The organism is Leptospira kobayashii, assembly GCF_003114835.2.
GTDB classification, from domain to species: Bacteria; Spirochaetota; Leptospiria; order Leptospirales; family Leptospiraceae; genus Leptospira_A; species Leptospira_A kobayashii.
The window spans coordinates 1,901,669-1,926,293 of the sequence record NZ_AP025028.1 but is presented as its reverse complement, the minus strand read 5'-3'; the positions used below and the strand labels follow the sequence as shown (position 1 = coordinate 1,926,293).

The 24,625-nt window shown below is 40.7% G+C and carries 24 protein-coding genes; 16 read left to right on the top strand and 8 right to left on the bottom strand.

The genetic code is table 11. The features are described 5' to 3' along the window. Window positions 1-43: 43 nt before the first annotated feature. The 7 genes from DI077_RS08435 to DI077_RS08405 all read left to right on the top strand — a co-directional run bounded on the left by DI077_RS08435 (window position 44) and on the right by DI077_RS08405 (window position 7,038). Complete coding sequence (locus DI077_RS08435; RefSeq protein ID WP_109019715.1) at window positions 44-328, top strand: methylamine utilization protein; 285 nt, start codon at window positions 44-46, stop codon at window positions 326-328. Next, the gene (locus DI077_RS08430) at window positions 325-699 is read left to right on the top strand and encodes a c-type cytochrome (RefSeq protein ID WP_242935423.1); all 375 of its coding nucleotides are present in this window, start codon (window positions 325-327) and stop codon (window positions 697-699) included. The genes DI077_RS08435 and DI077_RS08430 overlap by 4 nt, the downstream gene beginning before the upstream one ends. 5 nt (window positions 700-704) lie before the next feature. Continuing rightward, complete coding sequence (locus DI077_RS08425; RefSeq protein ID WP_109019714.1) at window positions 705-2,426, top strand: methyl-accepting chemotaxis protein; 1,722 nt, start codon at window positions 705-707, stop codon at window positions 2,424-2,426. Window positions 2,427-2,480: 54 nt separating this feature from the next. Next, window positions 2,481-3,926 (top strand): hypothetical protein, encoded by a 1,446-nt coding sequence (locus DI077_RS08420; RefSeq protein ID WP_109019713.1) that lies wholly within the window; start codon window positions 2,481-2,483, stop codon window positions 3,924-3,926. 18 nt (window positions 3,927-3,944) lie between these two features. Continuing rightward, window positions 3,945-5,447: a 2-isopropylmalate synthase gene (locus DI077_RS08415; protein WP_109019712.1), complete on the top strand. Its 1,503-nt coding sequence runs from the start codon at window positions 3,945-3,947 to the stop codon at window positions 5,445-5,447. Between the two features lie 6 nt (window positions 5,448-5,453). Further along, window positions 5,454-6,539 carry a histidinol-phosphate transaminase gene (gene hisC, locus DI077_RS08410; protein WP_109019711.1) on the top strand — a complete coding sequence of 362 codons (1,086 nt, stop codon included), beginning with the start codon at window positions 5,454-5,456 and terminating at the stop codon, window positions 6,537-6,539. Window positions 6,540-6,624: 85 nt separating this feature from the next. Next, on the top strand, window positions 6,625-7,038 hold the full coding sequence (locus tag DI077_RS08405; protein ID WP_109019710.1) for a hypothetical protein: 414 nt from the start codon (window positions 6,625-6,627) through the stop codon (window positions 7,036-7,038). A 66-nt stretch (window positions 7,039-7,104) separates the two neighbouring features. Here the strand turns inward: DI077_RS08405 and DI077_RS08400 are convergent, their stop codons facing one another. Beyond that, window positions 7,105-7,503: an Hsp20/alpha crystallin family protein gene (locus DI077_RS08400; RefSeq protein ID WP_109019709.1), complete on the bottom strand. Its 399-nt coding sequence runs from the start codon at window positions 7,501-7,503 to the stop codon at window positions 7,105-7,107. Between the two features lie 10 nt (window positions 7,504-7,513). Then, window positions 7,514-7,957: an Hsp20/alpha crystallin family protein gene (locus DI077_RS08395; protein ID WP_109019708.1), complete on the bottom strand. Its 444-nt coding sequence runs from the start codon at window positions 7,955-7,957 to the stop codon at window positions 7,514-7,516. Between the two features lie 152 nt (window positions 7,958-8,109). Between DI077_RS08395 and DI077_RS08390 the strand changes: the two genes are divergently transcribed. After that, window positions 8,110-8,571 carry a RidA family protein gene (locus DI077_RS08390; RefSeq protein ID WP_109019707.1) on the top strand — a complete coding sequence of 154 codons (462 nt, stop codon included), beginning with the start codon at window positions 8,110-8,112 and terminating at the stop codon, window positions 8,569-8,571. A 1-nt stretch (window position 8,572) separates the two neighbouring features. Next, window positions 8,573-9,103, top strand: a complete 531-nt coding sequence (locus tag DI077_RS08385) for a hypothetical protein (protein ID WP_109019706.1) — start codon at window positions 8,573-8,575, stop codon at window positions 9,101-9,103. Between the two features lie 40 nt (window positions 9,104-9,143). Here the strand turns inward: DI077_RS08385 and clpA are convergent, their stop codons facing one another. The 5 genes from clpA to DI077_RS08360 are packed head-to-tail and all read right to left on the bottom strand — an operon-like array spanning window position 9,144 to window position 16,778. Continuing rightward, window positions 9,144-11,408 carry an ATP-dependent Clp protease ATP-binding subunit ClpA gene (gene clpA, locus DI077_RS08380; RefSeq protein ID WP_109019705.1) on the bottom strand — a complete coding sequence of 755 codons (2,265 nt, stop codon included), beginning with the start codon at window positions 11,406-11,408 and terminating at the stop codon, window positions 9,144-9,146. Continuing rightward, a complete protein-coding gene (gene clpS / locus DI077_RS08375) occupies window positions 11,408-11,749 on the bottom strand; it encodes an ATP-dependent Clp protease adapter ClpS (RefSeq protein WP_174705626.1) in 342 nt (113 codons plus the stop codon). The genes clpA and clpS overlap by 1 nt, the downstream gene beginning before the upstream one ends. Further along, a complete protein-coding gene (locus DI077_RS08370) occupies window positions 11,733-12,920 on the bottom strand; it encodes a GNAT family N-acetyltransferase (RefSeq protein WP_109019703.1) in 1,188 nt (395 codons plus the stop codon). Before DI077_RS08370 ends, clpS begins: the two co-directional genes overlap by 17 nt. Window positions 12,921-12,935: 15 nt before the next feature. After that, window positions 12,936-16,085, bottom strand: a complete 3,150-nt coding sequence (locus tag DI077_RS08365) for a SpoIIE family protein phosphatase (RefSeq protein ID WP_109019702.1) — start codon at window positions 16,083-16,085, stop codon at window positions 12,936-12,938. Between the two features lie 24 nt (window positions 16,086-16,109). Then, window positions 16,110-16,778, bottom strand: a complete 669-nt coding sequence (locus tag DI077_RS08360) for a DedA family protein (protein ID WP_242935422.1) — start codon at window positions 16,776-16,778, stop codon at window positions 16,110-16,112. Window positions 16,779-16,812: 34 nt separating this feature from the next. Between DI077_RS08360 and DI077_RS08355 the strand changes: the two genes are divergently transcribed. Genes DI077_RS08355 through DI077_RS08335 form a run of 5 tightly spaced genes read left to right on the top strand, consistent with a single transcriptional unit; the run spans window position 16,813 to window position 21,370 of the window. Continuing rightward, a complete protein-coding gene (locus tag DI077_RS08355) occupies window positions 16,813-17,283 on the top strand; it encodes a hypothetical protein (RefSeq protein WP_109019701.1) in 471 nt (156 codons plus the stop codon). A 4-nt stretch (window positions 17,284-17,287) separates the two neighbouring features. Continuing rightward, a complete protein-coding gene (locus DI077_RS08350) occupies window positions 17,288-18,409 on the top strand; it encodes an AI-2E family transporter (RefSeq protein WP_109019700.1) in 1,122 nt (373 codons plus the stop codon). Beyond that, on the top strand, window positions 18,402-19,685 hold the full coding sequence (xseA, locus tag DI077_RS08345) for an exodeoxyribonuclease VII large subunit (RefSeq protein ID WP_109019699.1): 1,284 nt from the start codon (window positions 18,402-18,404) through the stop codon (window positions 19,683-19,685). Before DI077_RS08350 ends, xseA begins: the two co-directional genes overlap by 8 nt. 2 nt (window positions 19,686-19,687) lie before the next feature. Next, window positions 19,688-19,960 carry an exodeoxyribonuclease VII small subunit gene (locus tag DI077_RS08340; RefSeq protein WP_109019698.1) on the top strand — a complete coding sequence of 91 codons (273 nt, stop codon included), beginning with the start codon at window positions 19,688-19,690 and terminating at the stop codon, window positions 19,958-19,960. A gap of 6 nt (window positions 19,961-19,966) precedes the next feature. Continuing rightward, complete coding sequence (locus DI077_RS08335) at window positions 19,967-21,370, top strand: high affinity choline transporter 1 (RefSeq protein ID WP_109019697.1); 1,404 nt, start codon at window positions 19,967-19,969, stop codon at window positions 21,368-21,370. Here DI077_RS08335 and DI077_RS08330 read toward each other — a convergent pair. Continuing rightward, a complete protein-coding gene (locus tag DI077_RS08330) occupies window positions 21,336-22,388 on the bottom strand; it encodes a D-alanine--D-alanine ligase (RefSeq protein WP_109019696.1) in 1,053 nt (350 codons plus the stop codon). The genes DI077_RS08335 and DI077_RS08330 overlap by 35 nt on opposite strands. A gap of 45 nt (window positions 22,389-22,433) precedes the next feature. Here DI077_RS08330 and DI077_RS08325 point away from each other — a divergent pair, with 45 nt between their 5' ends. Together DI077_RS08325 and DI077_RS08320 are read left to right on the top strand one after the other, a co-directional pair. After that, window positions 22,434-23,846: a hypothetical protein gene (locus tag DI077_RS08325; RefSeq protein ID WP_109019695.1), complete on the top strand. Its 1,413-nt coding sequence runs from the start codon at window positions 22,434-22,436 to the stop codon at window positions 23,844-23,846. Continuing rightward, a complete protein-coding gene (locus DI077_RS08320; protein WP_109019694.1) occupies window positions 23,843-24,619 on the top strand; it encodes an MlaE family ABC transporter permease in 777 nt (258 codons plus the stop codon). Before DI077_RS08325 ends, DI077_RS08320 begins: the two co-directional genes overlap by 4 nt. Window positions 24,620-24,625: the final 6 nt, after the last annotated feature.

Sequence of the window (24,625 nt, the reverse complement as noted above, 5' to 3'; positions counted from 1 at the left end):
ACATCCATTGCGCAACAAAACAATCATTGCTATTCTAACAGGCATGCTAGTATGTTCCGGGCTCTATGCAGTGAAAGAATTTTCAGTGGCGCAAAAAAACAAATCCTTCACGGAAAAAACATTATCCATTCATGTAGGAGATACCGTTAGTTTTCCGAACGAAGATGATTTCTTTCATAATGTATATTCTCTTTCTCCCGCAAAGATCTTCGACTTGGGTTCGTATAAGAAAGGGGAAACCAAAAAAGTCGTCTTTGATAAACCCGGGACGATTACGGTTCAATGTGCGATCCATCCCGAAATGAAGATGGAAATCATTGTTAAATGATAGAAAGGCAAAAAGAAAAAGGATTTCGGTTTTTATCTGTTATCTTTTTGGTATCTGCCTCGTCAGTAATGCAAAGTTGCAATTCGGTCGAGGACTTAGAACTCACAAAGGGAAAAGAAATCTTTGAAAAATATTGCATACTTTGTCATGGATCGGAAGGTTTAGGAAACGGCAAATTGGCAAACGGTAAGAATGTAAAACCTGCCAATTTGCAAATCAGCAAATTAACTGACGAAGAAAAATACCAAATTATCACGAAGGGAGGACAAGCAGTAGGAAGATCTTCCTTTATGCCTCCCTGGGGACAGGAATTTTCCCATTCCGATTTAAAAAGCCTTATTCGTTATATCAATACATTGAAAAAACAGTAATATCATTGAAAGCAATCTCATTCTTAGCCAACACGAAGATCAAAACAAAACTTGTATTAGGTTTTGGATTTCTTTCCATATCATTGATCTTATGTTCATTTATGGGTGTTTGGAGCAATCTGCTTTCGTCCAGCGCATTGAAGCTCATAGTGGAAAACAAACTCCAAAAATTAAGTAAACTGGAAAATATCTCCCAAACCATTCAATCCATCGAACTCAGTGCCAGTCGATTAATAGCTACAGACGATATAGTTGTAAACGAAGAAGAAAATTCGAAAATTAAAAAATCCCTTGAGTCCATTTCGAAAGGACTGGAATCTTTGAAATCGACCGACGAATCAAAATCCGATCTGGAGTTATTTGCCAAACTCAATTCTTCCTTTGACCAATTCAAACAACTGAACGAACAATTTTCAACGTTCGGCGTTGAAATGAGAGAACAAAAAAGAATTATTTTTGTACGAGGAATCTCCCCCATCGCAAACGATTTAAAGATCCAAATCTCCGAATTCATTTCCATAGAAAAGAAAGAAGCTGAGAAAATCACTTCCGATACAGTAAACTTCAATTTGAAAGTGATCTATGCTTTGGTGATTTCCTCTTTGGTTTTGATCGTTATTAGTTTTTTCAGTTCCAAATTCATTATCAATTCCATATCGGAACCGGTATTTACGGTCTTAAGTTCCGCAAGTTCCATCGCTTCGGGCAAGCTAAACAATCGGATTCCCGAGGGAAATCAGGACGAGTTAGGTGAGATCCTAAACCTGATTTCGCATATGCAAAAGAACATTCGGGACATCATTATGGAAATGTCATCAAGCGTGAGTGCAATGAATCATATTTCGGGAGAATTTGAATCGGAATCAGTCGAGTTTATCAAAATCGCTTCCAGTCAGGCAAATAACCTGAATCAGGCGGCAACCGGACTTTCCGAAATGGTGGATTCCATCGAAAACATCAGTAATAGAGTGGAAACGATTGCGGAAAATATCTTCAAAGTCAACATCCATATGGAAAATCTGGACAAACTCAGTTCCAAAGTTTACGACTCGGTCCACCGCTTCTGCCAATCCACAAACTCGTCTTTGGAAAAAGCAAAACAAGCTGAGGATTACATTCAGAATGCAACTAATTCCATGGAAATGGTAAGTAAGAGCGCGGAAAAAATCAAAGACGTAATCGAACTCATCACTTCCGTATCCGATCAAACCAACCTTCTTTCTCTCAACGCTTCCATTGAATCTGCAAGGGCAGGAGATGCAGGAAGGGGTTTTGCCGTGGTAGCGATGGAAATATCCAAACTTGCCGACAAAACGATGAGCAGTGTAAAGGAAGTGACCTCGCTTATCTCAATCACAAATAAGGATATTTTTTCGGGAAGAGACAATGTAATCAAAGTTAGAGATACTTTCCGGACCGTGATCGAAAATCTACAGGATTTGAATCTCAGTTTTCATACGATTGAAACTGACATCGAAGAACAGAAAAAAGATTCCTTGGAAAATACGAAAAATATTAAATCCCTATCTGAATTTGCGAAAGACGTACAACTTGTATCCCAGGAACAAAAAACCAGTTTGAATACCGTAACAAAATCCATCGGTGATCTGATGGAAGGTTCCGAAACCATTCACAATACTGCAAAGGACATCCAAACTTTCGCCCGGAAATTATCATCCATGAGTGCCAGTTTAAAATCCATTTCAGCACATTTCATCACGGATTAGAAAAAAGTTTAATTCTTTTCCGAAAACACGGGAAGACGGATAGTATTCTCGTAGATGGGGATTTTATTATTTATCGGATTTATATTTTCCTTTCTGGCCTGCGAGTCTTTCTATTTTTCCTATGTATATCATGCGGACAATCTGTATCTTCCCTTATTTGTTCGGGATATTCTTAGCTCCATACCATTAGGGTGGTATCTTCCTCCTTCTTCATATTTTTTTCCCGACGGTGCAATCGTATACGGACTGAGTCTTATCTTTCCGGAAGAATACATTCCGAGTCTCTACGGAGCGATTTTATTTCCGGTTTATCTTTTCATTCTTTACGTTTTTTTTCGCAAAAGAATGGGAAAGAAAAAATCGGTCTTAAGTATACTTGCCTTTGTTCTGTTCTTTTCGGTATCTTCCTCGTTCGTAGGTTTCATTTATCCGAACAAACAAAATCCTTGGGGACTGATTTACACCAATGGACACCATATAACGGGATTTATGCTTTCTTTTTATATTCTCTTTCAGGTATTTCCCCGAAACCTCGGCGCGGACCTATTAAAAAAAAGTAACACATGGATTAAATTGGTTTTCGTTTGGATCTTTCTCGGTTTTACATACGGTTCCGACAGGTTGATTCTTGTTTTTGCAATACTTCCTTTTCTTGCAGGCAATCTATTTACAAAAAGAAAAGAAACAAAGATCTACACTATCCTGTTTTTTGTTTTAGTCGTCCTTACGGGAGAATGGATTCTTTTTTCTTTCCCGAAAGGAAATTTTTTTCCTGTGGAATCTTCCTTCTCCATTTTACTTAGAAAGATAGACGGGTTGTCCGTAGGAAGGATTCTGTTTTTATTTGGAAATTATTATTTTGATTTTTTTAAGTTATTCTTTTACCGAGCAAGTATCTTTTTCATACTCCCCTTTTGTATTTTAATATTTTATTTTTTCATCGTAAAAAACAAAAATCGATTCCGGAGAGAAAGTATATTTTTCATTTCGCAAGGAATTCTTTCCTTACTTGCCACGGGAATCATTGCCAGGTTTGTTTACGAACACCCTTACCCGATTCGATACTTCCTACCTTTTACAATAACATTAATTATCCTAACTACTCTTTTATGTTTTTCCCGATGGAGGGCTTATTCGTTTTTTACGGTTTATATAAAACAGATAAGCCTTTCCGTGATACTTTTGCTCTCTTTTCTTTCCTGTTTGATTTTGTCGGATTACGGTTTTACTCTAAGAGAGGAAAAAAAGATTTTAGTCGGACAATTGAAGGAAGTTTCAAAAAACAGAAAAATTCTCACTAATTACAAAACCCAAAATCCCCTCCAATTCTGGAGTGAAGGTAAAATCAAATCCTATCCCGTTAGCCAAAAAAAAACCCCCTATTTTTGGATCACAAATGCCTTTCCTCATCCTTTTTGGAACACCCGGCTTCCCTTATCCGAACAAATCACTGAGCCGTATCTTGAATGGATTCCGAACTCCTTGACAAAGGACTTCTAGGTATTGTTCTGGAAAGAGATGGAAGATTACGTTCGCATATTTGATACCACTCTCCGAGACGGAGAACAATGCCCCGGTGCCGCCATGAGCGAAGATGAAAAAGTGGAAATCGCACAACATCTGGCAAAAATGAAGGTTGATATCATCGAAGCAGGTTTTCCTGTTTCTTCTCCGGTTCAGTTCAAAGCGGTAGAACGAATTGCCCGGGAAATAGAAGGGCCTATTATCTGTGCTTTGGCACGATCTCTAAAACCGGATTTGGAAGCGGCAAGAGACGCATTAAAACCGGCTGCAAAAAAAAGAATTCATACATTTATCGCATCCTCTCCCATCCACATGAAACACAAATTGGACAAGTCACCTAGCGAAGTTTTGGCGATGGCAAAAGACGCAGTCAGAATGGCCCGGGGATTTGTGGAAGATGTGGAATTTTCTCCGGAAGACGCAACTAGGTCAGAATGGGAATTTCTTCGGGAGCTCGTGGAAGTCGTGATCGAAGAAGGTGCGACCACAATCAATATCCCGGACACTGTCGGATATACAACCCCGCAAGAATACGGAGAACTCTTTCATTTCCTGAAAACAAAAGTCAAAGGAGCGGACAAAGTCATATTCTCAGCGCATTGCCATAACGACTTGGGACTTGCCGTGGCCAATTCCCTGGCTACGGTCCTCGCAGGTGGAAGACAGATCGAATGCACAGTCAATGGGATCGGAGAAAGAGCCGGGAATACGGCTATGGAAGAAGTTGTCATGGCACTTCGTACCCGAAAAGACAAATTCGGAGTGGAAACAAAAATAGACGGAACTCTGATCACGAGAGCGTCTTACTTGGTTAAGACGATTACCGGAATGGTCGTTCAACCTAACAAAGCCATTGTGGGAACCAATGCGTTCGCTCACGAATCCGGAATCCACCAGGACGGTGTGATCAAAAACAGACAAACTTATGAAATCATGACGCCTGAATCCGTCGGCTTGAAATCCAATAGAATGGTGCTTGGTCGTCACTCGGGACGAGCCGGATTCAAAGACAGAATCATCAGACTGGGATTCGATCCGAAACCGGAAGATCTGGACAACGCCTACCAAAGGTTTTTGGAAGTTGCCGACAAAAAGAAAGAAATCTTTGATGAAGATATCATCGCTCTTTTTCAATCGGAAACCCGCAAAACGGGAGTTGATGAGAAATACGAACTGGTTTCTTTCGAACAAACTACCGGTTCCGAAAAAACACCCGTATCCAGTTTGACTTTGCTTGTAGACAAAGCCAAAAAACAATCCACCTCGGAAGGAGACGGTCCTGTAGATAGTATCTTCAAAGCCATTGACAAAATCACAGGAGTCTATCCTCTGCTCTCCCGTTTGGTGATCTCTCCTGTTACGGAAGGAACGGATGCAATGGCGGAAGCATCCGTAACCATCGAATACGAAGGCAAACGAGTGGTTGGAAAAGGGGATTCCACGGATATCATCGAAGCTTGTGCCAAAGCCTATATCAACGCACTCAATCGGCTTTAAAAAACAATGACAGCAAAAAACCCATCCGACTATATCCGTAGAGAGGTCATCGATTTCAAACCTTATGTGCCTGGAGAACAACCGGGCCTCGGCGAAAAGGTAATCAAACTCAATACAAACGAAAATCCATATCCTCCTTCACCTAAGATCCAATTGGCGGTGAATGAAATTATAACGTCCGGGGTTTTACGAAAGTATCCCAATTACCATTCAAGCGAATTGCAAAATGCGATCGCAAAAAAATACAATCTGGATCCGAACCAGATTTTAGTAACCAACGGCTCCGACGAAGCGCTTAGACTTTTATTTTACGCACTACTTGCTCCAGGAGATACCGTAGTGGCACCGGAACCTACCTATTCCTTTTATCCGGTTCTTACCGAAGAAGTGATGTTAGGTGCAAAATACAAAACGATTCCTCTCAGATCGGATTTACATTTTGATTTTGAAACACTTTCCCGGGAACAAGGAAAACTGCTTTGTTTTGCCCACCCCAACGCACCTACAGGCATACTGGAAGATAGAAATAAACTTTTGGAACTTGTGAAAGGATTCCAAGGAGTTGTACTTTCCGATGAGGCTTATATCGATTTTACGGAACCGGGAACGAGCCTGATTCCCGAAATTGCAAATCATCCGAATCTGGTAGTCACAAGAACCTTTTCCAAATCCTACTCTCTCGCAGGTCTCCGTGTGGGTTTTATCGTGGGGGAATTGAAACTCATCGATTTGATCCGAAAACTGAAAGATTCTTATAATGTGGGGATTTTGGATCAAACGATCGCAGTCACAGCTTGGAACGATGAAGAATATTTCCAAATCTGCAGGACCAAAGTTTTGGAAGAGAGAACAAGGCTTTCCAAAGAACTCACAGATCTTGGATTTGAAATTCCTCCCAGTGCTACGAATTTTATTTTCTGCAAACCGAAGCCGGGAATTTCTCCCGAAGGAATCTATCTCAAGCTCAAAGAAAAAAACATTCTGGTTCGTTATTTTTCCAAAGGAATCCCCAAAGACTATGTTCGAATTTCCATCGGGACCAAAGAGGAAAACGACAGACTACTTGCGGAACTCAAATTGATTTTAGGATAACCTACTTTTTTTGATTTATAAAGGTTGAACAAAGCCGAAAGGTCATACATTATTTGTTCCTGAAATATAATTTGGAGAGTAAAGTATGAATCCGATGATCAAAAACATTTTGGCAGTCCTGGCAGGTTGCATTTTAGGAAGTGTTGTGAATATGGGAATCATCACGGTGAGCGGAAGTATCATTCCACCGCCTGACGGAGCGGATGTTACTACGATGGAAGGTCTGAAGGCTTCCATTCATTTATTCCAACCGAAACATTTCATTTTCCCTTTTTTAGCTCATGCTCTCGGTACATTCGCAGGCGCATTTCTGGCAGCTATCATCGCAACAAATCATAAAATTAAATTTGCATTGGGTATCGGAGCCTTCTTCCTTGCTGGAGGAATCGCAAACATCCTGATGCTTCCTTCTCCTCTTTGGTTTACTATTTTGGATTTGGCGGGCGCTTATATTCCGATGAGTTATCTTGCGGGAAAATTGGTAACTAAGAAACAATAAATAAAAAAAGCCCCTAAGGCTCTCACCTTAAGGGCAAACACACACATCGTTTGGGATGACTTATTTTTAACCTTGTTCTATCTCGACCTTTTTCTTCTTAGGTTCGATCTTAGGCAAAGTTAGTTCCAAAAATCCGTTTTTGATTTTTGCCTTTGTCTTTTCGGAATCGACCAACTTACCAAGAGTAAATTTTCGATAGTAATTTCCTTCTTTGAATTCCAGATAAGTAGGATTTCCTTTTTCAAAAAGGTTTTCTTTAAACTTACCTTCCACAACAAGACTGTCCTTTTCCAAAACAATCTCGACAGTGGATTCATCCACTCCCGGCATTTCGAAATGAAATACGAGTGCTTCCGCGTTCTCGAAAACATTTACGTTCGGAGAGTAAGTGCGAAGCTTCTCTTTGTTTTCCGTTTTAACTTCTGTGGTTTTTGATTCCGGTTTATCTTGTATAGCAACTGTCATATGATCCTCCTTATTCGGCTACGATGGATATCTTTTTAGGTTTGTCTTCTTCTCTGCGAGGAAGGTGAATGTTCAAGACCCCGTTTGTGTATTTGGCTGAAACCGCTTCTTGATTTACTCTAAAAGGGAGCTCAACGGTTCTCACAAATTCTCCGGAAAAAATCTCACGTCTGAGAACTTCGGTTCCTTCTGCGAGTACCTCTTCTTTCTTTTTACCTTGAACGGTCAGAAGATTATCTTTTACAGAGATTTCAATTTGGTCAGGGGTTAGACCGGGAACAAGAAATGCCACAAGAGCTTCCTCTTCCTTCGTATATACGTTCACGGGAGGAAAACTACGTGTGTTTCCAAATTGGGAGTCCAAAATGGATTTGGTGATCTCTTCATTCAATCTGTCAAAATCTCTCCAAAACGGGTTGGAACGGGTAGGATTGTCTAGAATTCGAAAAAGCATCTGAGTTTCTCCTTTAGCACTCTCTTATTTTTAGTGCCAATTCAATTAGCACTCTACATATTAGTCTGCCAAAAGTCAATTCCGTTCTGAATTTTTCCGCCAAATTTATTTTTTTTTGCCAATGGACCCAGATCCCAAAAAACTACCTGGAGATGGATATCGAAGCCAATTTAAAGTCCCTGGGACTCGTTTTACCTCCTCCTCCGAAAGCAGTAGCGCTTTACCTCCCTTCCATTCGGACGGGAAATCTGATTTTTACCTCCGGGCAGTTGCCGATGGAATCAGGTGCCCTGACCGTCAAAGGTAAATTAGGTGGAACAGTAACTCTCGAAACGGCAAAAGCGCAAGCACGCATTGCCTGTCTGAACGCGATTTCCACTCTACTTTTACAAATCCCTTCTTTAGACCAAGTGGAGAGGATTTTAAAATTGGGGGTTTACGTAGCGTCCCTTCCCGATTTTACGGAGCAACATCTGGTAGCAAACGGAGCATCCGAGCTACTGAATGAAATATTCAAGGAGAAAGGACCTCACGCTCGTTTTGCGATTGGAGTATCTTCCCTTCCTTTGGATGCTTGCGTAGAGTTGGAACTCACCGTAGAAGTAAAAGGTTAAAATGCGGATTCTATTTGCCAACCTAATCCAGTTTTTACGTTTTTCCGTCAATTCCATCGGAATTGTATTACTCGGTTGGATTCATATTGCACGCTCGGGATCTTTGTTTCTATTTCATTTTTGGAAAAAAAAGATCTTGCTGGATCAGATCTTTTTCATACTGCTTTTTTTACAGTTGGTTTTTAGCGTCTTACCTTGGTTTAGTTATGAGATCCGGTTTTTTGATTCCCCCGAGACGGTAAACATCGGACCGAAGTGGAATTTTTTATTCATACTGGTTTCGTTACTTAATTTTTTCTTTCTCGGTTTTTGGAAAAGCTCTTGGGTAAGGGTTTGGTTTTTTGCAACACAATTGGTTCTGGCGATCATATTGATTTGGGGATATCTGGAACCTACCAGATATTATTTTGATTTTATCAACGAGAAGGAAGTTAATTTCAAAATCACCTTCTATATCTTTTCCATCGTCTCTGCATTTTCCTTTTTATTCGGATTTTTAACCTTTCAAAAAGAAGACAGCATTTATGATTAAAGAACCGTAAAAACGGTTCTTTAATCATTCTACTTCGCTTTTAGCTCAACTCTTTTTCCAGATCAATCTTAGGTTTCCCATTTGTATCTTTTACGATCACCACTTTCCATTTTTCATGGGAATCGGAAGCAAATAAGATCTTTTTGGAAAGAGGTTTGCCGATCTCAGTGTCAATGATTCTTTGAATCGGTCTTGCACCCATTTCCTTATTATAACCTGTCTCCGCGAGAAAAGTACGAGCCTCTTCGGATAATTCGATCAGCACATTTTTTCGTTTTGCTTTCTCTTTTAATTCCAAAAACATCCGATCCACGATTCTTTCCACGATCGGAATTGTCAAAGGATGAAATTCAATAACGGACGTTAGCCTATTTCGGAACTCGGGAGAAAAGGTCTGTTCGATCGCTTTCATACTTCGATCGTCATAACTTGACTGTTCAAATCCAAGTAGTGGTTTGGAACTTTCCCGGGCACCTGTATTTGTGGTAAGGATCAGTATCACTTGCCTAAAGTCCGCTTTTTTGCCAGTGCTATCGGTAAGAGTCGCATGATCCATTACTTGAAGCAGAATATTATAAATATCTTCGTGGGCTTTTTCTATTTCATCCAACAAAAGCACACAATGAGGCGTTTTTGCAATTGCGTCTGTTAGTTGGCCACCTTGATCGTATCCCACATAACCGGGAGGAGAACCGATAAGTCTGGAAACGGAATGTTTTTCCATATACTCCGACATATCGAAACGAAGGAAGGCGACTCCCATTTTTTCCGCAAGGGTTTTCGCCACTTCCGTTTTGCCCACACCGGTCGGTCCCACAAATAGAAAACTACCGATCGGCCTTCCTTCTCCTGCAAGACCGGAACGGGAATAATGAATCGAATCTACAACTTGTTCTATGGCATGATCTTGTCCGAAAACTACGGTTTGCATATCGGCCGCCAATGACTCCAATTTCTTTTTGTCATCGGTCTTCACGGTTTTGGGAGGGATTTTTGCAATCTTTGAAACCAATGCTTCTATTTCGGGAAGGTTAACTTGGCGTTTTGCATTTTCCTTTTTTTCATCGCGTAACTTAACAAAGGCGCCTGCCTCATCCATAAGGTCGATTGCTTTGTCCGGTAATTGTCTGTCCCGGATATAAAGATTGGATAATTCCACAGCGGATTGGATGGATTTCGGGCTGTATTTGACTCCGTGGAATTCTTCATACTTCGGCTTTAGGCCGTTCAGAATTTTCACAGCATCTTCGACACTCGGTTCCTCTACTTCGATTTTTTGAAACCTACGAGATAGCGCATGATCCTTTTCAAATATGGATTTATATTCTTTATAAGTTGTCGTTCCTATACATTTCAATTCTCCATTGGCGAGTGCAGGCTTCATCAGATTGGATGCGTCCAAACTTCCTCCGGACACGGCGCCTGCACCTACAATGGTATGGATTTCATCCACGAAGATAACCTTATTCGGATCTCCCACAACTTCATTCAGAATGTTTTTGAGCCTTTCCTCAAACTCACCCCGAAACTTGGTGCCTGCCATTACAAGCCCCATATCCAAAGAATAGATGATAAAATGTTTAAGACTGTCGGGAACTTTTCCCTGTACGATTCTTTGGGCGAGTCCTTCTACAATGGAAGTTTTACCGACGCCCGCTTCTCCAACAAAGATAGGATTGTTTTTGCGTCTGCGCGCGAGAATATGAATGGTTCTGTCGATTTCGTCTTCGCGTCCGATGCAAGGATCCAATTTTCCCTGTTTGGCTTTCTCCGTCAGATTGACGCAAAATTTGTCCAATGCGGATTTGTTTTCTTCATCCGCTAAAACTTCCTCTTCTTCCCAAGGCAAAGCTTCTTCCGTGTTTTTACTTTTTTTGGTTCCGTGGGACACGAAACGAACCACATCCAAACGGGAGATATTTTGTTTTGCCAATAGATAACAGGCTTGGGAATCCTCTTCCCTAAATAATGCTACCAGCACGTTGCTTCCGTCCACTTCCGTTTTACCGTTGTTTTGAACATGAAACGCTGCGAATTGGATGACAAATTGAACTCCCACCGTATAACGGGGTTGCACTGAGAGAGAAGGAACCGAAATCGTTGCAAGGTCTTCTACGAAGTAAGTTTCCAATTCCTTGCGTAACAGTTCTATATCGCATCCCACACTGAGAAGCACTTCCTTCGCTTTTTCATTGAAAGTGAGTCCGTACAATAGATGTTCCAGTGTAATGAATTCATGATTGTATTTCGCCGCTTCCTTTCTTGCGGTCTCGAGAGAATTTTCCATGTCTTTAGATAGATTCATCACCCCTCCTCTTCTTCTTTTGCTAGCTGGCATTGTAACGGATGTCCCGCTTCATCAGCCAATTTATGTACTTCTTCCACTTTGGTACGGGCAATATCCAAAGGATAAACTCCGCAAACCGCCGTTCCGGTTGTATGTGCCGTCCACATGATATGACGAGATTCTTCCATAGTTTTTCGAAAAACATTCGCCAAAACCCAGATCACAAATTCCTGGGGGGTGAAATCATCATTGATGAGAATCACCTTATAGCGATTTGGTTTTTTCAATTTTATCTTTTGCTTTTCCTGCAAAAGAACATCGTCTTCCGATTGATTGGATCTTTTAGTTGCCATTTCCATCTCCGTTGCGTAAGGATTTGATGGGTGAATGATGATTGTATTCTTTGATATTGGCTTCTTCCATAAGAATTTCTTTTTCCAGATAATGATAAATCGCCTGTCTTCCGGATTTATTGTAAATATAGTGCATACTGTACATGGGAACCGCTTCGTATCCCCTGAGAAATTTATGTTCCCCTTGTGCTCCTGCTTCCACACGTTTCATTTTATTCCGAATTGCAAATTCAATCAACTGATAATAGCAACATTCGAAATGCAGATTGGGAATATGGGAAGTGGCTCCCCAATACCTTCCGAAAAGATAATCCCCCCTGTAAAAATTAAAACTTCCTCCGATCGGTTTTCCGGATTCATCACTTGCGAGCACCAAATGGATTCTATGTTTCATCACTTCGAATATGGTTTGGAAAAATCGATGGTTCAGGTAGGCTTGTCCCCATTTTCGGGAATGGGTATCCTGATAGAAAGTGTAGAAAATATCTGCGTGTTCTTTTAGAATTGCTTCCCCCACTAGGGTTTCTATTCGAATGGGAAGTGCCGCAATTCTTTTACGTTCTTGTTTGATGGTTTTGCGTCTGTCTTTGACAAGGGTGGCAAGATAATCTTCAAAACTTTGAAAGTCTTTATTGAACCAATGGTATTGGTGAGTGATTCTCGGAACAAAACCGGACAACTTGCCGCTTTTCAATTCTTCTTCTTTACAAAATAAAACATGAACCGAAGAAACGGATTCTTCTTCCCCTTTGGAAACAAGCGCATCCAAAAGGGATTTTTGAATCTCTATCAGTTTTTCTTCTTCTGTAATATCAGGAGATACCAAAACTCTTGACCCTGTAACAGGTGTAAATGGGACAGCGGAAGAATATTTGGGATAATAAGGAATACCTGCCCGATGGAATGCATCCGCCCATTGGAAATCGAAAATATATTCTCCGTAGGAATCTTTTCTTTTATAAAAAGGCAAAACCCCCAAGAGAACGCCCGCTTCACGGTAAGAAAGAATTCGAATGTCCCAATCCCCCGATCTTCCAATGCAACCGGAAGACTCCAGAGTCGATAAAAACTCCCATTCCTGAAACAGGGAATCTTCCGGAACAAGGCGATTCCATTCTTCCTTGTTAAAGGAAAAGAAACTCGTTTCGCAAACGATATTGGTGAAAGTTTTCGTCACTCTGAAAGTTTAGACTTATGCAACAGGCTCAATCTTACTTTGTTTTTTACGAATATGATCCAAAAGCCGTGCTAAACTCGGATTTTCTGGATCCAAAACCACTGCTGAGGTCAAAATGATCTCTGCACGGATGTAATTTTTCTCAGCTAAGTAAGTCTGACCCAAGTTGATCAGGTTTTTTACATGTTGAGGGTCACGAAGTCGAACCCTTTCTCCGAAATCTATCGCTGTTTTCAAGTCTGCCACTTTCCTAGCACAGAAAGCAGTCACATACATGATCTCGGTATCCATTGGTTTTAATTCGCTATAATCTCTCGCAAGAGACTTAGCCTTACCGTAATCCTTCAATTTCAGATAAAGTTGGATGAATTTCTTTTTGATCTCTGGGATATTTGCTTCCAAAGAATTTGCTTCTTCCAGATAAGCAACCGCTTCCTGCAAATCCTGAGAATCGGAGGCTTGCTTCGCTTTTCCCAGAAGACTTTGGATTTCCTTCAGTTTTTCTTTTTCTATTCGGGCCTTTTCCCTCTCTTCCACAAAGGAAACACGTAACAAAGATAAGTCGTCCGTTAGACTTCCTATTTTTTGCAACTCGTCGTAGATTTTCTCCAAATCACCTTGCCCTCGTTCTACGACTTTCAAAAAAAGCCTTTCATCTTCGTTGATGATTCTTTTCCCTTCGGAAGTATGGGAAATCAAGAGATCATCCCTACCGTCGGAACCGGCAATCACTACGTCACCCGGCTCGAGTTGGAAAGTGCGGATATAAATATCCCCTGCGACTCCGCTTGTTCCCAACTTACGAAACATCAATTCGTTCTCCATAAAACTCGCAATCCCGTCCCGATAGAGAACGATCCAAGGGTGTTCCGCATTGATAAAATACAGCAAACCACTCTCATTATCAATCAGTCCCAAAACAAGAGAAACAAGCATGGAACCGTCAAATCCTTCAAAAACCTTATGAAGCTCGATAAATGTATTTTTGATCCAACGTTCCGGATAAGTTCTGCGCGCTTCATTAGAAAGTTGTGTTCTAGTGATGATGGATTCAAACACCGAACCAAGTACAAGTGCACCGCCCGCACCTTGCATGGATTTTCCCATGGCATCCGCATTCAAAAACACCGTATAAGATTTGCTATTGAGAAAGATTTGATTGGCAATATTCAAATCTCCTCCAATCTCTTTCGAATGTTGCCGGAAGGTGAATTTTTTCTTTTGTTCCAAAAGAAAGTCCACTTGTACATTATCATGATTGGCATGATTGGCGGAAAAAGGTTGAAGAAGAAGAGAAGTTAGGAAATAATCCCCGTCTTGCTGGTGTTTGAGAGCTTGGACTTCCTTTAGAGTGTTTTCCAGTTCTTTGGTCCTTTCCTGAACTTTGGATTCCAGCTGTTCCGCATACTGCTGTAATTTTTTGCGGGCAGCCTGAATGGAACGCACCATCCTATTGAAGGAACGCGCCATAAATCCGATATCGTCTTCCACATGGATCACAAGCCTGTGTTCCAAGTTACCAGAGTTAACTTCCGTTAAGCCCTCAATGATCTGCTCGATCGGCCTGATGAGCGCACGTAAAAAGAACAACCTGAATCCTAAAATAACGATCGCTGCAATCGCAATCACTCCGTACATCCATGGGAGAGAGGATTGATGTTGGAAATCACGATAGTCCAAATAAGGAAAACCGATTTCATATACTTTGTTTTCCTTTTTATCTACGATAAAATAGCTGATGAAAAAATGGAAGTTGGGAGCATTCTCTGCAAACAGAATCTTTCCTCTGTAGTTTCTTTCACCGGTGTGGGTCATGGGAGAAAGCAAAATATTCACTTTGTTCCAAATCGTTTCTTCCGGCAAAGGAGAGTCGATGATCGAAACGGCAGTGGAATGAAAACTGCTCATCGGTCCTGATTTTAAGGAAAAAAGCGCCTTTCCTTTGGTTTTCACTTCATTCGGTGCGATTTCCTTCCATTTGTTTCTGGTATATAAAATCTTTCTTTTCAAGGAATTCAAATAAGATACAAGTCCGGAGGAAGTGGTAACACCTCCGGTATCCACAGCTGACTTGATTTCGGACACATAACCTTTGCTATCCGGTGGCATCTTAGCAAGAATCGGATCCAATCTGTCTCTCAAAGACTCCGAGTCGGAAATGGAGATAATCTCCTCATACAACCAGGAGTTCCAAAATTCGGGCACATATTCCTTCGGAGAAAGAGTAGTATTCTCCGGATCTTTCAAAGATTTACCTTCCTTCGAATTCAAGTCATAGGTGAAAAAGAAAGAAACTTTCTTTCTACTATCTTCGTCAATCACCGCACTTCTAGCCTGCTGGAAATAAATCCTGTCAAAACTAACTTCGGTTTGCTGGATGGAAACATAAGCAACCAACTGGATGATAAGTAGAAATGTAGCGAGAGAAATCCCGATGATTCTGGAAAGTATCGTTGTTTTGTCTTTCGTATTGTTGATATAAACGACAATCGCGATAAATAAACCGACTACCAGAAGTAAGTCGGTGATGGTTTGGAACAAACCTCTCTCGATGGCACCGTCTCTGGATTGGGCATTCAAAATACCCGGAACGATCGTAATGAGTAAAAAGGAAAATAGGATGATGGCAAGTACGAATCTCAATTCCTTTGTAGTCTTTATGATTTGAACGACTCCTACTGTGGCAAAAATCGCGAAATAAACCAGCACGGCAAGAGAGTACAGTTTGTAGAATTTCGCCAAAGGAAAGTCCCAATAATGACCTGAGAAAAAATAAGTTCTCCCGGCACCTAAACTGATATAGGCGAATGATACCGTAAAAACCGCAACCACTGCCATCATCGAAATAAACAGATACTTTCTGAACCTAGGATACGTATCTTCGGGGTACGACAGAAAGAAACTTGCAAGATAAGCGGCTCCAATCAATGCGGAAGGAATCACAAGCCAGCGCATGTACGCCGCTGCAGGCCCGAGAAAGGAAAAATTGATCATGTACGCCAGGTGAAAAAAACCCAGCGATAAGGTTCCCATTCCCAAGAGATAAGTAGCTCGGGATTTTTCTTTTACAGTCAGAAATAATTGGGCATTATAAAAGGTAAAAATCACTCCAACGAGTGATCCAAAGGAATAAAAATCGAACGAAATTGGTCCCCAGTTTGCCATGTTGACAGAAATATTTACATCATTTCATTCTCTGTCAACTTTGTTCTTTTTTTTATGATAATAATGATAAACTCCGAAACCAGTCAGGATAACCACCAAAAGGATAGTAATGAATTTGTTATATATGTTTAATATAACAATGATTTGGTTCCAGTTTTGCCCGAGCTTGTAACCTCCACCGAGCAAAATTCCGCACCATAAAAAAATCGCGACCGTATATAGGAAAATGAATCGGACAAAGTTCATTTTGGTAATTCCTGCCACAATGGACACGAAAAACCTAACCCCGGCCGAAAAACGGGAAAGAATGATGATGGCTATGGAATTTTTGGAAAACCAGCCGAATGTCTTTTCCAGAGAATCCTCTTCATAAAGGTTTCGTAAAACCTTGATATTGGTTTCTTTGAGGAACTGAAGAACTTTTCCGCCAAATCGAAACATGACGTAGGCACCCAACCAATTTCCCGCCAAGGTGGCAGTGATTACCCCCCAAAGCGGCAACGGAGGATGATCTTGTGCTGATAAGAATCCGGAAAAAATAACAAAACTATCCCCAGGCCAAGGAGGAAAAATATTTTCCAGAAAATTGGAAAACGCGAAAAATCCCCACAATGCAAGACTGGGAAGACCCATCACCCATTCCAAAATGGACTGCAAATGCAAGGAAAACTCCACTGGTCTTGGAGATAACACAAAGAGACTCGGATTGCAAGGAAGATTTTAAAAAATGATGGAACGGAAACCTCACTCTCATTTTGATTTCCCTATGCCCTTTTTCCTTATCATCATCAGCTTGTTTTTCACTAGGTGCAATCCATCTTCCTTTTCCAAAGAATCCTATTCGTTTGAAAGAGTGAATGTTTCGCATTTGCCGGATCGGATTCCTCCTACGATCCCAAGATCTTTTTTGCCCGAATCGGTTCACTTTTTGGATTCGGTGGAACTTCGGTCCGGATTTTCCAATGCAAGAGAATCCTATTTGATTTTGGAAACCCAACTTTCCAAAGAAGAAATTCAGAATACGATTGAAAAGAGAAGTGCCTTGGGAGATTGGAAACTTTTACAAAAGGACGAAGAACCGAAAAAAACAATCTATCTCTTCGAAGGTTTTATTAAAAAATCACTATCTGTTTTCATTATTGAAGAAGAAAACAGACGTTTGGTGAAATACTTCTTCAAAAAAGAATCTTCCTATTAATATCATGGCAAACTGGACAGAAAACAAAAACGAAATCATCGTCTATGCCATCTTAAGCGCTATTTTTCTCGGAACTTGTTTCACTTTATTTTTTGTTTTCAAGCCTTATCTTTGGGCCGGATTTCTTGCGGTGCTTTTTTATCTCACTACCCGCAAACTTCACCTCCGTTTGAGAAGTTTACTAGGAATCAAATTCCATTCCATTTCTCCTTATGTAATGGTAATAGGAATGTTAGCAGGTGTTTTCGTTCCATCCTATCTGATACTTTCGACGATCATTCGGGAATCTCTCAATTTGGTGAGTTATGTAAGAAACCAACTGTCGGAAGAGTCGATCGTCGCTTTATTGTTAAACTCTCCCTATCTGACCGATTTTTTTACGGAAAACGAATTTTTCTGGATCAAGCTCCCCAATATCTATCGTGAATATGTCGGCCAACACATGGATGTATTGAATCTGGATTCCATCTACAGCCTACTCAAAAATTCTTCTTCATTTTTATTGGGCTCGATCGAACTACCGGGAACCATCATCTTCAATGCTTTTTTTACATTCATACTTCTTTTCTTTTTGTACAAAGAAGGACATAGAATGGAACATGCCCTCTTTTTACAGCTTCCCTTTCCCCAAGAAATAGAGGAAAGATTGGGAAGAAGGATAGAAGACGCCATTCGAACCGTAATGCTTGGAAATTTATTCATATCCTTGTTACAGGGAGTACTGATTTACATTTTGCTTTTGTTTACTCCGGTTTCGAACAAGTTTCTGCTCTCGAGCATCGCTACAATTTTTTCACTTATACCCGTGATCGGAACATCGGTAGTCTGGCTGCCTGTAGGTATCTACCTCGGACTCGTACAAAACCAATGGACTGCAGGGATTTTATTTATGATCGGAGGAGCTACAGCCTATTTGATTTTGGAAAACCTGGTCAAACCGAAGATATTGGACAAAAGACTCAATACACATCCTTTTTTGATTTTTTTATCACTTATCGGAGGATTACAAGAGTTCGGTGTTGCGGGTATCATAGTCGGCCCGATGGCACTAACACTTGTTACCATCCTTTGGGATTTCTGGAAAATCTTCAGAGAAACAAGGTTTCAAAATACAAAGAATGCCTGAACCGATCCCTTCCCTTTCCGTCAGCGACGTCAACCGGCTGATCAAATCCACCTTACAGGATACAGATGGTCTGAAAAACATCTGGGTGAAAGGAGAGATCTCCAATTTTTCGCAAACCGCTTCGTCCGGTCATATGTATTTTTCTCTAAAGGATCCTGCAAGCGTAATCAAATGCGCGTTCTTTTCCTTTCAGGCGAAAAACTATAAAGGGAGACCTCTTAAAAACGGAATGGAAGTCAATTTATTCGGCTCCGTATCCGTTTATGAACCGGGAGGATACTATAGCATTTCCGTTCAAAAGATAGAAGAGCTGGGCCAAGGGGACATTCTATTACAAATAGAAAGACTGAAAGCATCCCTTCTGGAAAAAGGGATCTTTGATCCTACCCACAAAAAACCTTTGCCAAAATATCCTAAACGTTTGGGCATCGTTACCTCACCTAAGGGTGCTGCCGTAGAAGATATCATTCGAATCGCCACCGATTTAAATCCTTCCATTCAGATTTTGGTTTCCCCTTGTCTCGTGCAAGGGGACGAAGCTGCTTCCTCCATCTCTGGAGCCATCCGAGCTTTGAACGATCCCAAATGGGAGGTGGATGTGATCATTGCAGGACGGGGAGGAGGATCTTTCGAAGATCTCATGGCATTTAACACGGAAGAGGTGGTAATGGCATACTATCATTCCAAAATCCCCATCATCTCCGCCGTAGGACATGAAGTAGATAGAGTTCTTACCGATCTTGCCGCAGATGCAAGTGCACCCACTCCCACTGCTGCGGCCAAACTAGCCATCCCCAATGTTTCGGAAGTTTTGGTAAAGATGGAAGAAGTGGAAGACAGATTGCGATTTGCATTAAAAAACAGAACCAATATCGGGCGCGAAAAACTGATAGGAATCAGCAACAGAACCTTTTTTCAAAATCCATACGTAATCCTTGAAACAAGATCGATTGCGATAGATGAAATTATGAATCGTTTGTCCCTACTTGGCAAAAATTTTCTGATGCAAAAGAAAACAGATTTTGCCAAAACTGAAATCTTAAAGATCAGAATGGAACAATACACCAAACAAAAAAGAAAAGAATTGGAACTGACCCAGTCCAGAGTGGAAAATTTTTCCCCTTTGGGGACTTTGAAACGGGGATATTCCGTTTTGCGAAATCACAAAAAAGAAGTAATCTCATCCATAGATCAGATCCAAACAAAGGACAAACTGGAGATCATTCTTTCGAAAGGAAGACTGAATATTGAAGTGATTGATAAAATTAAGGAATAAATATGTCCGATAAAAAACAAATTACATTTGAAGACGCATTACGCGAATTAGAAGATATCGCCGATAAATTGGAAAAAGGCCAACTCTCCCTGGAAGAATCCATCAAAGCTTACGAAAGAGGAATGGATTTGAAAAAAGTCTGTACCGATAGGCTTACGGAAGCGGAAGCAAAGATTGAATTTTTGGCGAAAGGCCAAACGGGTGAAATCGTAAAGACAGCAGTGAAAAAGAAGAAAGAAGATACATCATCCAAAAACGAAGACGATTTATTTTAGAAACATTTGAACTGGCAGGCATTCTTTATATTATGTTATCTTCTGATAACAATAGCAATCGGATTCATTGCAGCAAGAAGAGTAGGAAACGCAAAAGATTTTATTTTAGCAGGAAGAAGCCTCCCTCTCCCCATCTCCACCGCCGCACTTTTTGCCACCTGGTTCGGAAGTGAAACCATACTCGGTTCTTCCGTCGAATTCGCCAAAGGCGGTTTCTTATATGTCATCCAAGATCCGTTTGGCGGTGCCCTCTGTTTATTTTTATTGGGTCTTGTATTTGCCAAGTATTTGTACAGAATGCAGATACTTACCTTCGGCGATTTTTATCGTGAAAAATACGGAAGATCTATGGAGTTCATCGGTGGGATCTGTTTGATTCTTTCCTATTTCGGCTGGGTGGCAGCACAATTCGTCGCTCTCGGAATTATGATGCAGGTGATTTTCGGTATCCCCCAATTGATAGGAATCATAATCGGAGCCGTGCTTGTGGTATTTTATACTTATCTGGGTGGGATGTGGTCCGTATCTTTGACGGATTTTTTTCAATCCATCTCCATCATCATCGGACTCGTTTTTGTTTTGTATGAGATGAATCAAATCCATCCCATCCTAATTACCCTGAAGGAAACTCCGGATGGTTTTTTAAATTTTTTTCCTAAACCTAACTATCATTCCTGGGTGGTCTATTTTTCGGCATGGATGGTGGTGGGTTTCGGAAGTTTACCGCAGCAGGACATTTTCCAAAGAGTGATGTCTGCCAAATCCGAAAAAGTGGCCGTCCGGGCATCTTTCCTTTCTTCTTTTATATATCTCTCATTTGCAATGATTCCTTTGTTCTTAGGATTGCAAGCGGCAAGGTTACTCACAGGTTTTGATTTGGAAGGGGAAAATTCCCAATTACTCATTCCTACGCTTGTTTCCAAATTCGCCTCACCCTTCGCTCAGATTTTATTTTTCTCCGCACTCATCTCAGCGATTCTTTCCACAGCCTCAGGTGCGATCCTTGCTCCTGCCTCCATACTATCTGAGAATATTCTAAAATACACATTAAAAGACAGAAACGATAAAAACATCCTATGGCTTTCCAGAATCTCGGTGATCATCATTTCCGTTATTTCTTTCATTCTTGCAGTGGGAAAACCTTCCATCTACGCGCTTGTGGAAGATTCGGGAGGAATATCTCTTGTTACACTTTTTATTCCCATGATATTCGGGCTTTTTACAAAAACAACTTCGCAAAAAGCGGCACTCTTTTCCTTATTTGCAGGACTAGGTACATGGATCGCACTGGAATGGCTCCATGACGAGATGACCAGTCACTTTTATGGAACCATTGTTAGTTTGGTTGCGATTTTACTGGGAAGACTTGTCTTTCCTAAGAAGACAGAGCCAAGTCCACTAGCCAGTTAAATACGTCCTTCATATCGATTCCAAGTGCTTTTGCCTGTTGCGGGATAAGGCTTGTGCCGGTCATTCCGGGAAGAGTATTTGTTTCTAAAACATAAGGGATTCCGTTTCGAATGATAAAATCGGTTCTGGAATATCCTTTGCAACCCAATGTCTTGTGACAGATCAAAGTATAGGATTGCAATTTGTCCATTGTTTCCTTAGGAATTTCCGCAGGAGTGATCTCTTCACTGGCACCTTTCGTATATTTGGCGGTAAAATCGAAAAACTCCGTTTTGGGACGGATTTCGGTCGCTACCAAAGGAAAACTTTGCCAACCGTCATTTTCTTTTTTTTCCAAAACTCCGATGGATACTTCCGTTCCTGCAATCAACTCCTGAATGAAAACACGATCCTCCGAAACAAATATCTTTTCTATAAGTAAAATAGCTTCTTCCGGCGTCTTCGCAGGTCCTGCATTCACACTTGATCCGCCTAATGTCGGCTTAATGAAAACGGGAAAAGAGATAGGCATTTGCAATACGAATCTTTTTGCATCTATGTCTTTTTTGGATACTTCCAAAAAAGGTGCGACTGGAATGCCCGCCTTTTCAAACAATTGGTTGGAACGGAATTTATCCATGGCAAGGGCGGATGCCAATACCCCCGAACCTGTGTAAGGAATCCCCATAACATCTAAGAATCCCTGAATGCGCCCGTCTTCTCCCGAACCACCGTGCAATCCTATAAATACCGCGTCAATCCCTATTGAGCTTAACAAATGTTTGTCGCTATTTGCATAAATCTCGTTTTTTTCCTGAAACTGAACCGCGAAGTCAGAAGGAGAAATATTTTCCGGATCCGGATAATTTCCTTCGAAATCTTTCGGAATTTTCCAAACTCCGTTCTGATCTATAAATATCGGTTTTACCTCGAACTTTGTTCTGTCCAAAGTTTTAAAAATAAAATAAGAAGATCGAATCGAAATCTCATGTTCCGAGGAAGTTCCTCCAAAAATTAAACCCAGTTTTGTCCGTTTCATGAAATCACTTGATTCCTTTTTCCTAATAGATATATTAGGAAATAAGTGGGATCAGCCATAAAAAAACAATTCCTTATTCTGATTTGTTTGGCTTTCTTTGTTTCCCCCCTTTTGGCAAAATTGCCCAATAGTTTTACCGAAGACCTACCTTCCGATTATCATCAATTTTGGTTTTTGTACGAGAGTGAAAAAAGGGCAAATCAGGATTTGTTTGCCATTCGTCCGTTCTATATGAGTTTTCAGGACAAAACGACCGCATTTCGTTTTAGAAGTTATCTTTCTCCCGTTTATTACAAAGAAGAAACAAACCATTGGTATACTTGGTCCAGCTTGTTTTTTTTCAGTGGCACAGGAATCAAACACGAAGAAGGCGATGAAGAGGACGATTTTTTTCTCACTCCCCTCCTTATGTGGGGAAAGGGAGAAACTGCACGGGAAAACTATTTCAGCCTATTTCCCATTTATGGTAAAATCAGAAACAAACTGTCCTATCAGGAGTTAAACTATTTTCTATTCCCCATTTATACCGAATGGAAATACAAAACATTCGAAGCGAGGGCGGTGCTATGGCCGTTGACTATGTACGGACAGTCGGAGACAAGGAGTGAATTAAGAATTTTTCCTTTTCTTTCCCGAAAAGTACATGACGGAAAATACAAACGGTATTCAGTTCTTTGGCCTTTTTTCCAATGGGGAGAGGAAAAATTGGATAAAAAAGAACCGACTAACTATACTTTGTTTTTTCCATTCTATCTGAGTAAAGATTCCCAAGATGGAAATATGAAAAGTCGTGCCTTTTTATGGTTTCCGGTTCTGAATTCCCTTTTCTCCTACGGCTATGATAAAAAGACAGGGCATACCAACTACTCCGCCTTATTTATCTTTTTTCAATACCATAGTTCCGAAAAAAAAGATCTCACTAAGTTCGTAATTTTTCCATTGTACGGTTATTCTTATTTTGCAAATAAAGAAGCCGAATTCATCACTCCGTTTTACATATCTCTTTCCCAAAACACAAACCATCTGAAATCAAAATCTTATTTTTTACTGCCTTTCTTTTCTCACAGTAAACAAGAGTTTGTTGGCACAGGAAGGGAAGATGTTTATTGGAAATTCTGGCCTTTCGTCCGTTATCATAATGATTCCGAAGGAAATATGGTTTGGAATACCCTTTCCATCATTCCCGTTCGATTTGAAGTTATGGAAGAAGTATGGGAGCCTATTTTTTCGGTAATCGAATACAGAAAACTAAAGAACGGGGAAAAAAGACTTCATCTTGTAACAAGACTTTATTCCCAACGTTGGTCCGAAAAAGAAACCAATATACATATCCCTCTGCTTGTAGAGTTTCAGAAAAACGAATCAGGATTCCGTTACCAATTCCTTTACGGACTTGTAGGAATCGATACTAGGGAAGAGAAAAACAAATTCCAATTTTTATGGTGGCTTGAAGTATGAAACTTTTTTTTGAAAAGAAAATCCAACCTTTGTTGTATGCAATCGGATTTACCGTATTACTACTGTTTCGTTCTTTCGGTCAAAGCCATCAGGTTTTTTTCAAACGGAAGGAAATACTGGAACAGATGTTTATAGCAGGAGTCGGTTCCCTATTTGTAGTTTCCATTGTTTCCATTTTTACGGGAATGATTATGGGACTCAACACAGGTCTAGGGCTTCGGGATTTCGGGGCGGAAGGTCAGATCGGTCTCTTACTTACGATCACTTTGACCAGGGAGATGTCTCCTTTTATGACTTCTCTCATCCTCGCAGCATCGGTAGGATCGGCGATGGCAGCGGAAATCGGAACCATGAAGGTTTCGGAAGAAATAGACGCTTTGGAAGTCATGTCCATAAGTCCGGTTCGTTATCTGGTGATGCCTCGTATCTTCGGATTTTCCATTATGGTTCCTGTGCTTTGCGTATATTCCTCCACATTAGGGATCTTAGGAGGAGCCATTGTAGGTCATTTCCAATTAGGAATCGATATAATCAGTTATTTTCAGGATGTATTTTACAGAATATCTTCCATCCCCGGCCTCAAAGATCTATACGTGGGATTATTGAAAGGATACGTATTCGGATTGATTATCTCCACTGTATCTTGCAGCCAAGGTTTACGCACGTCAGGTGGTGCCATTGGAGTCGGTCAAACCACAAGGCAGGCGGTTGTTACATCCTTTCTTATGGTGATCTTTTTCGGTTATGTACTTACCGCCATCTTCTACAAATAGGAACTG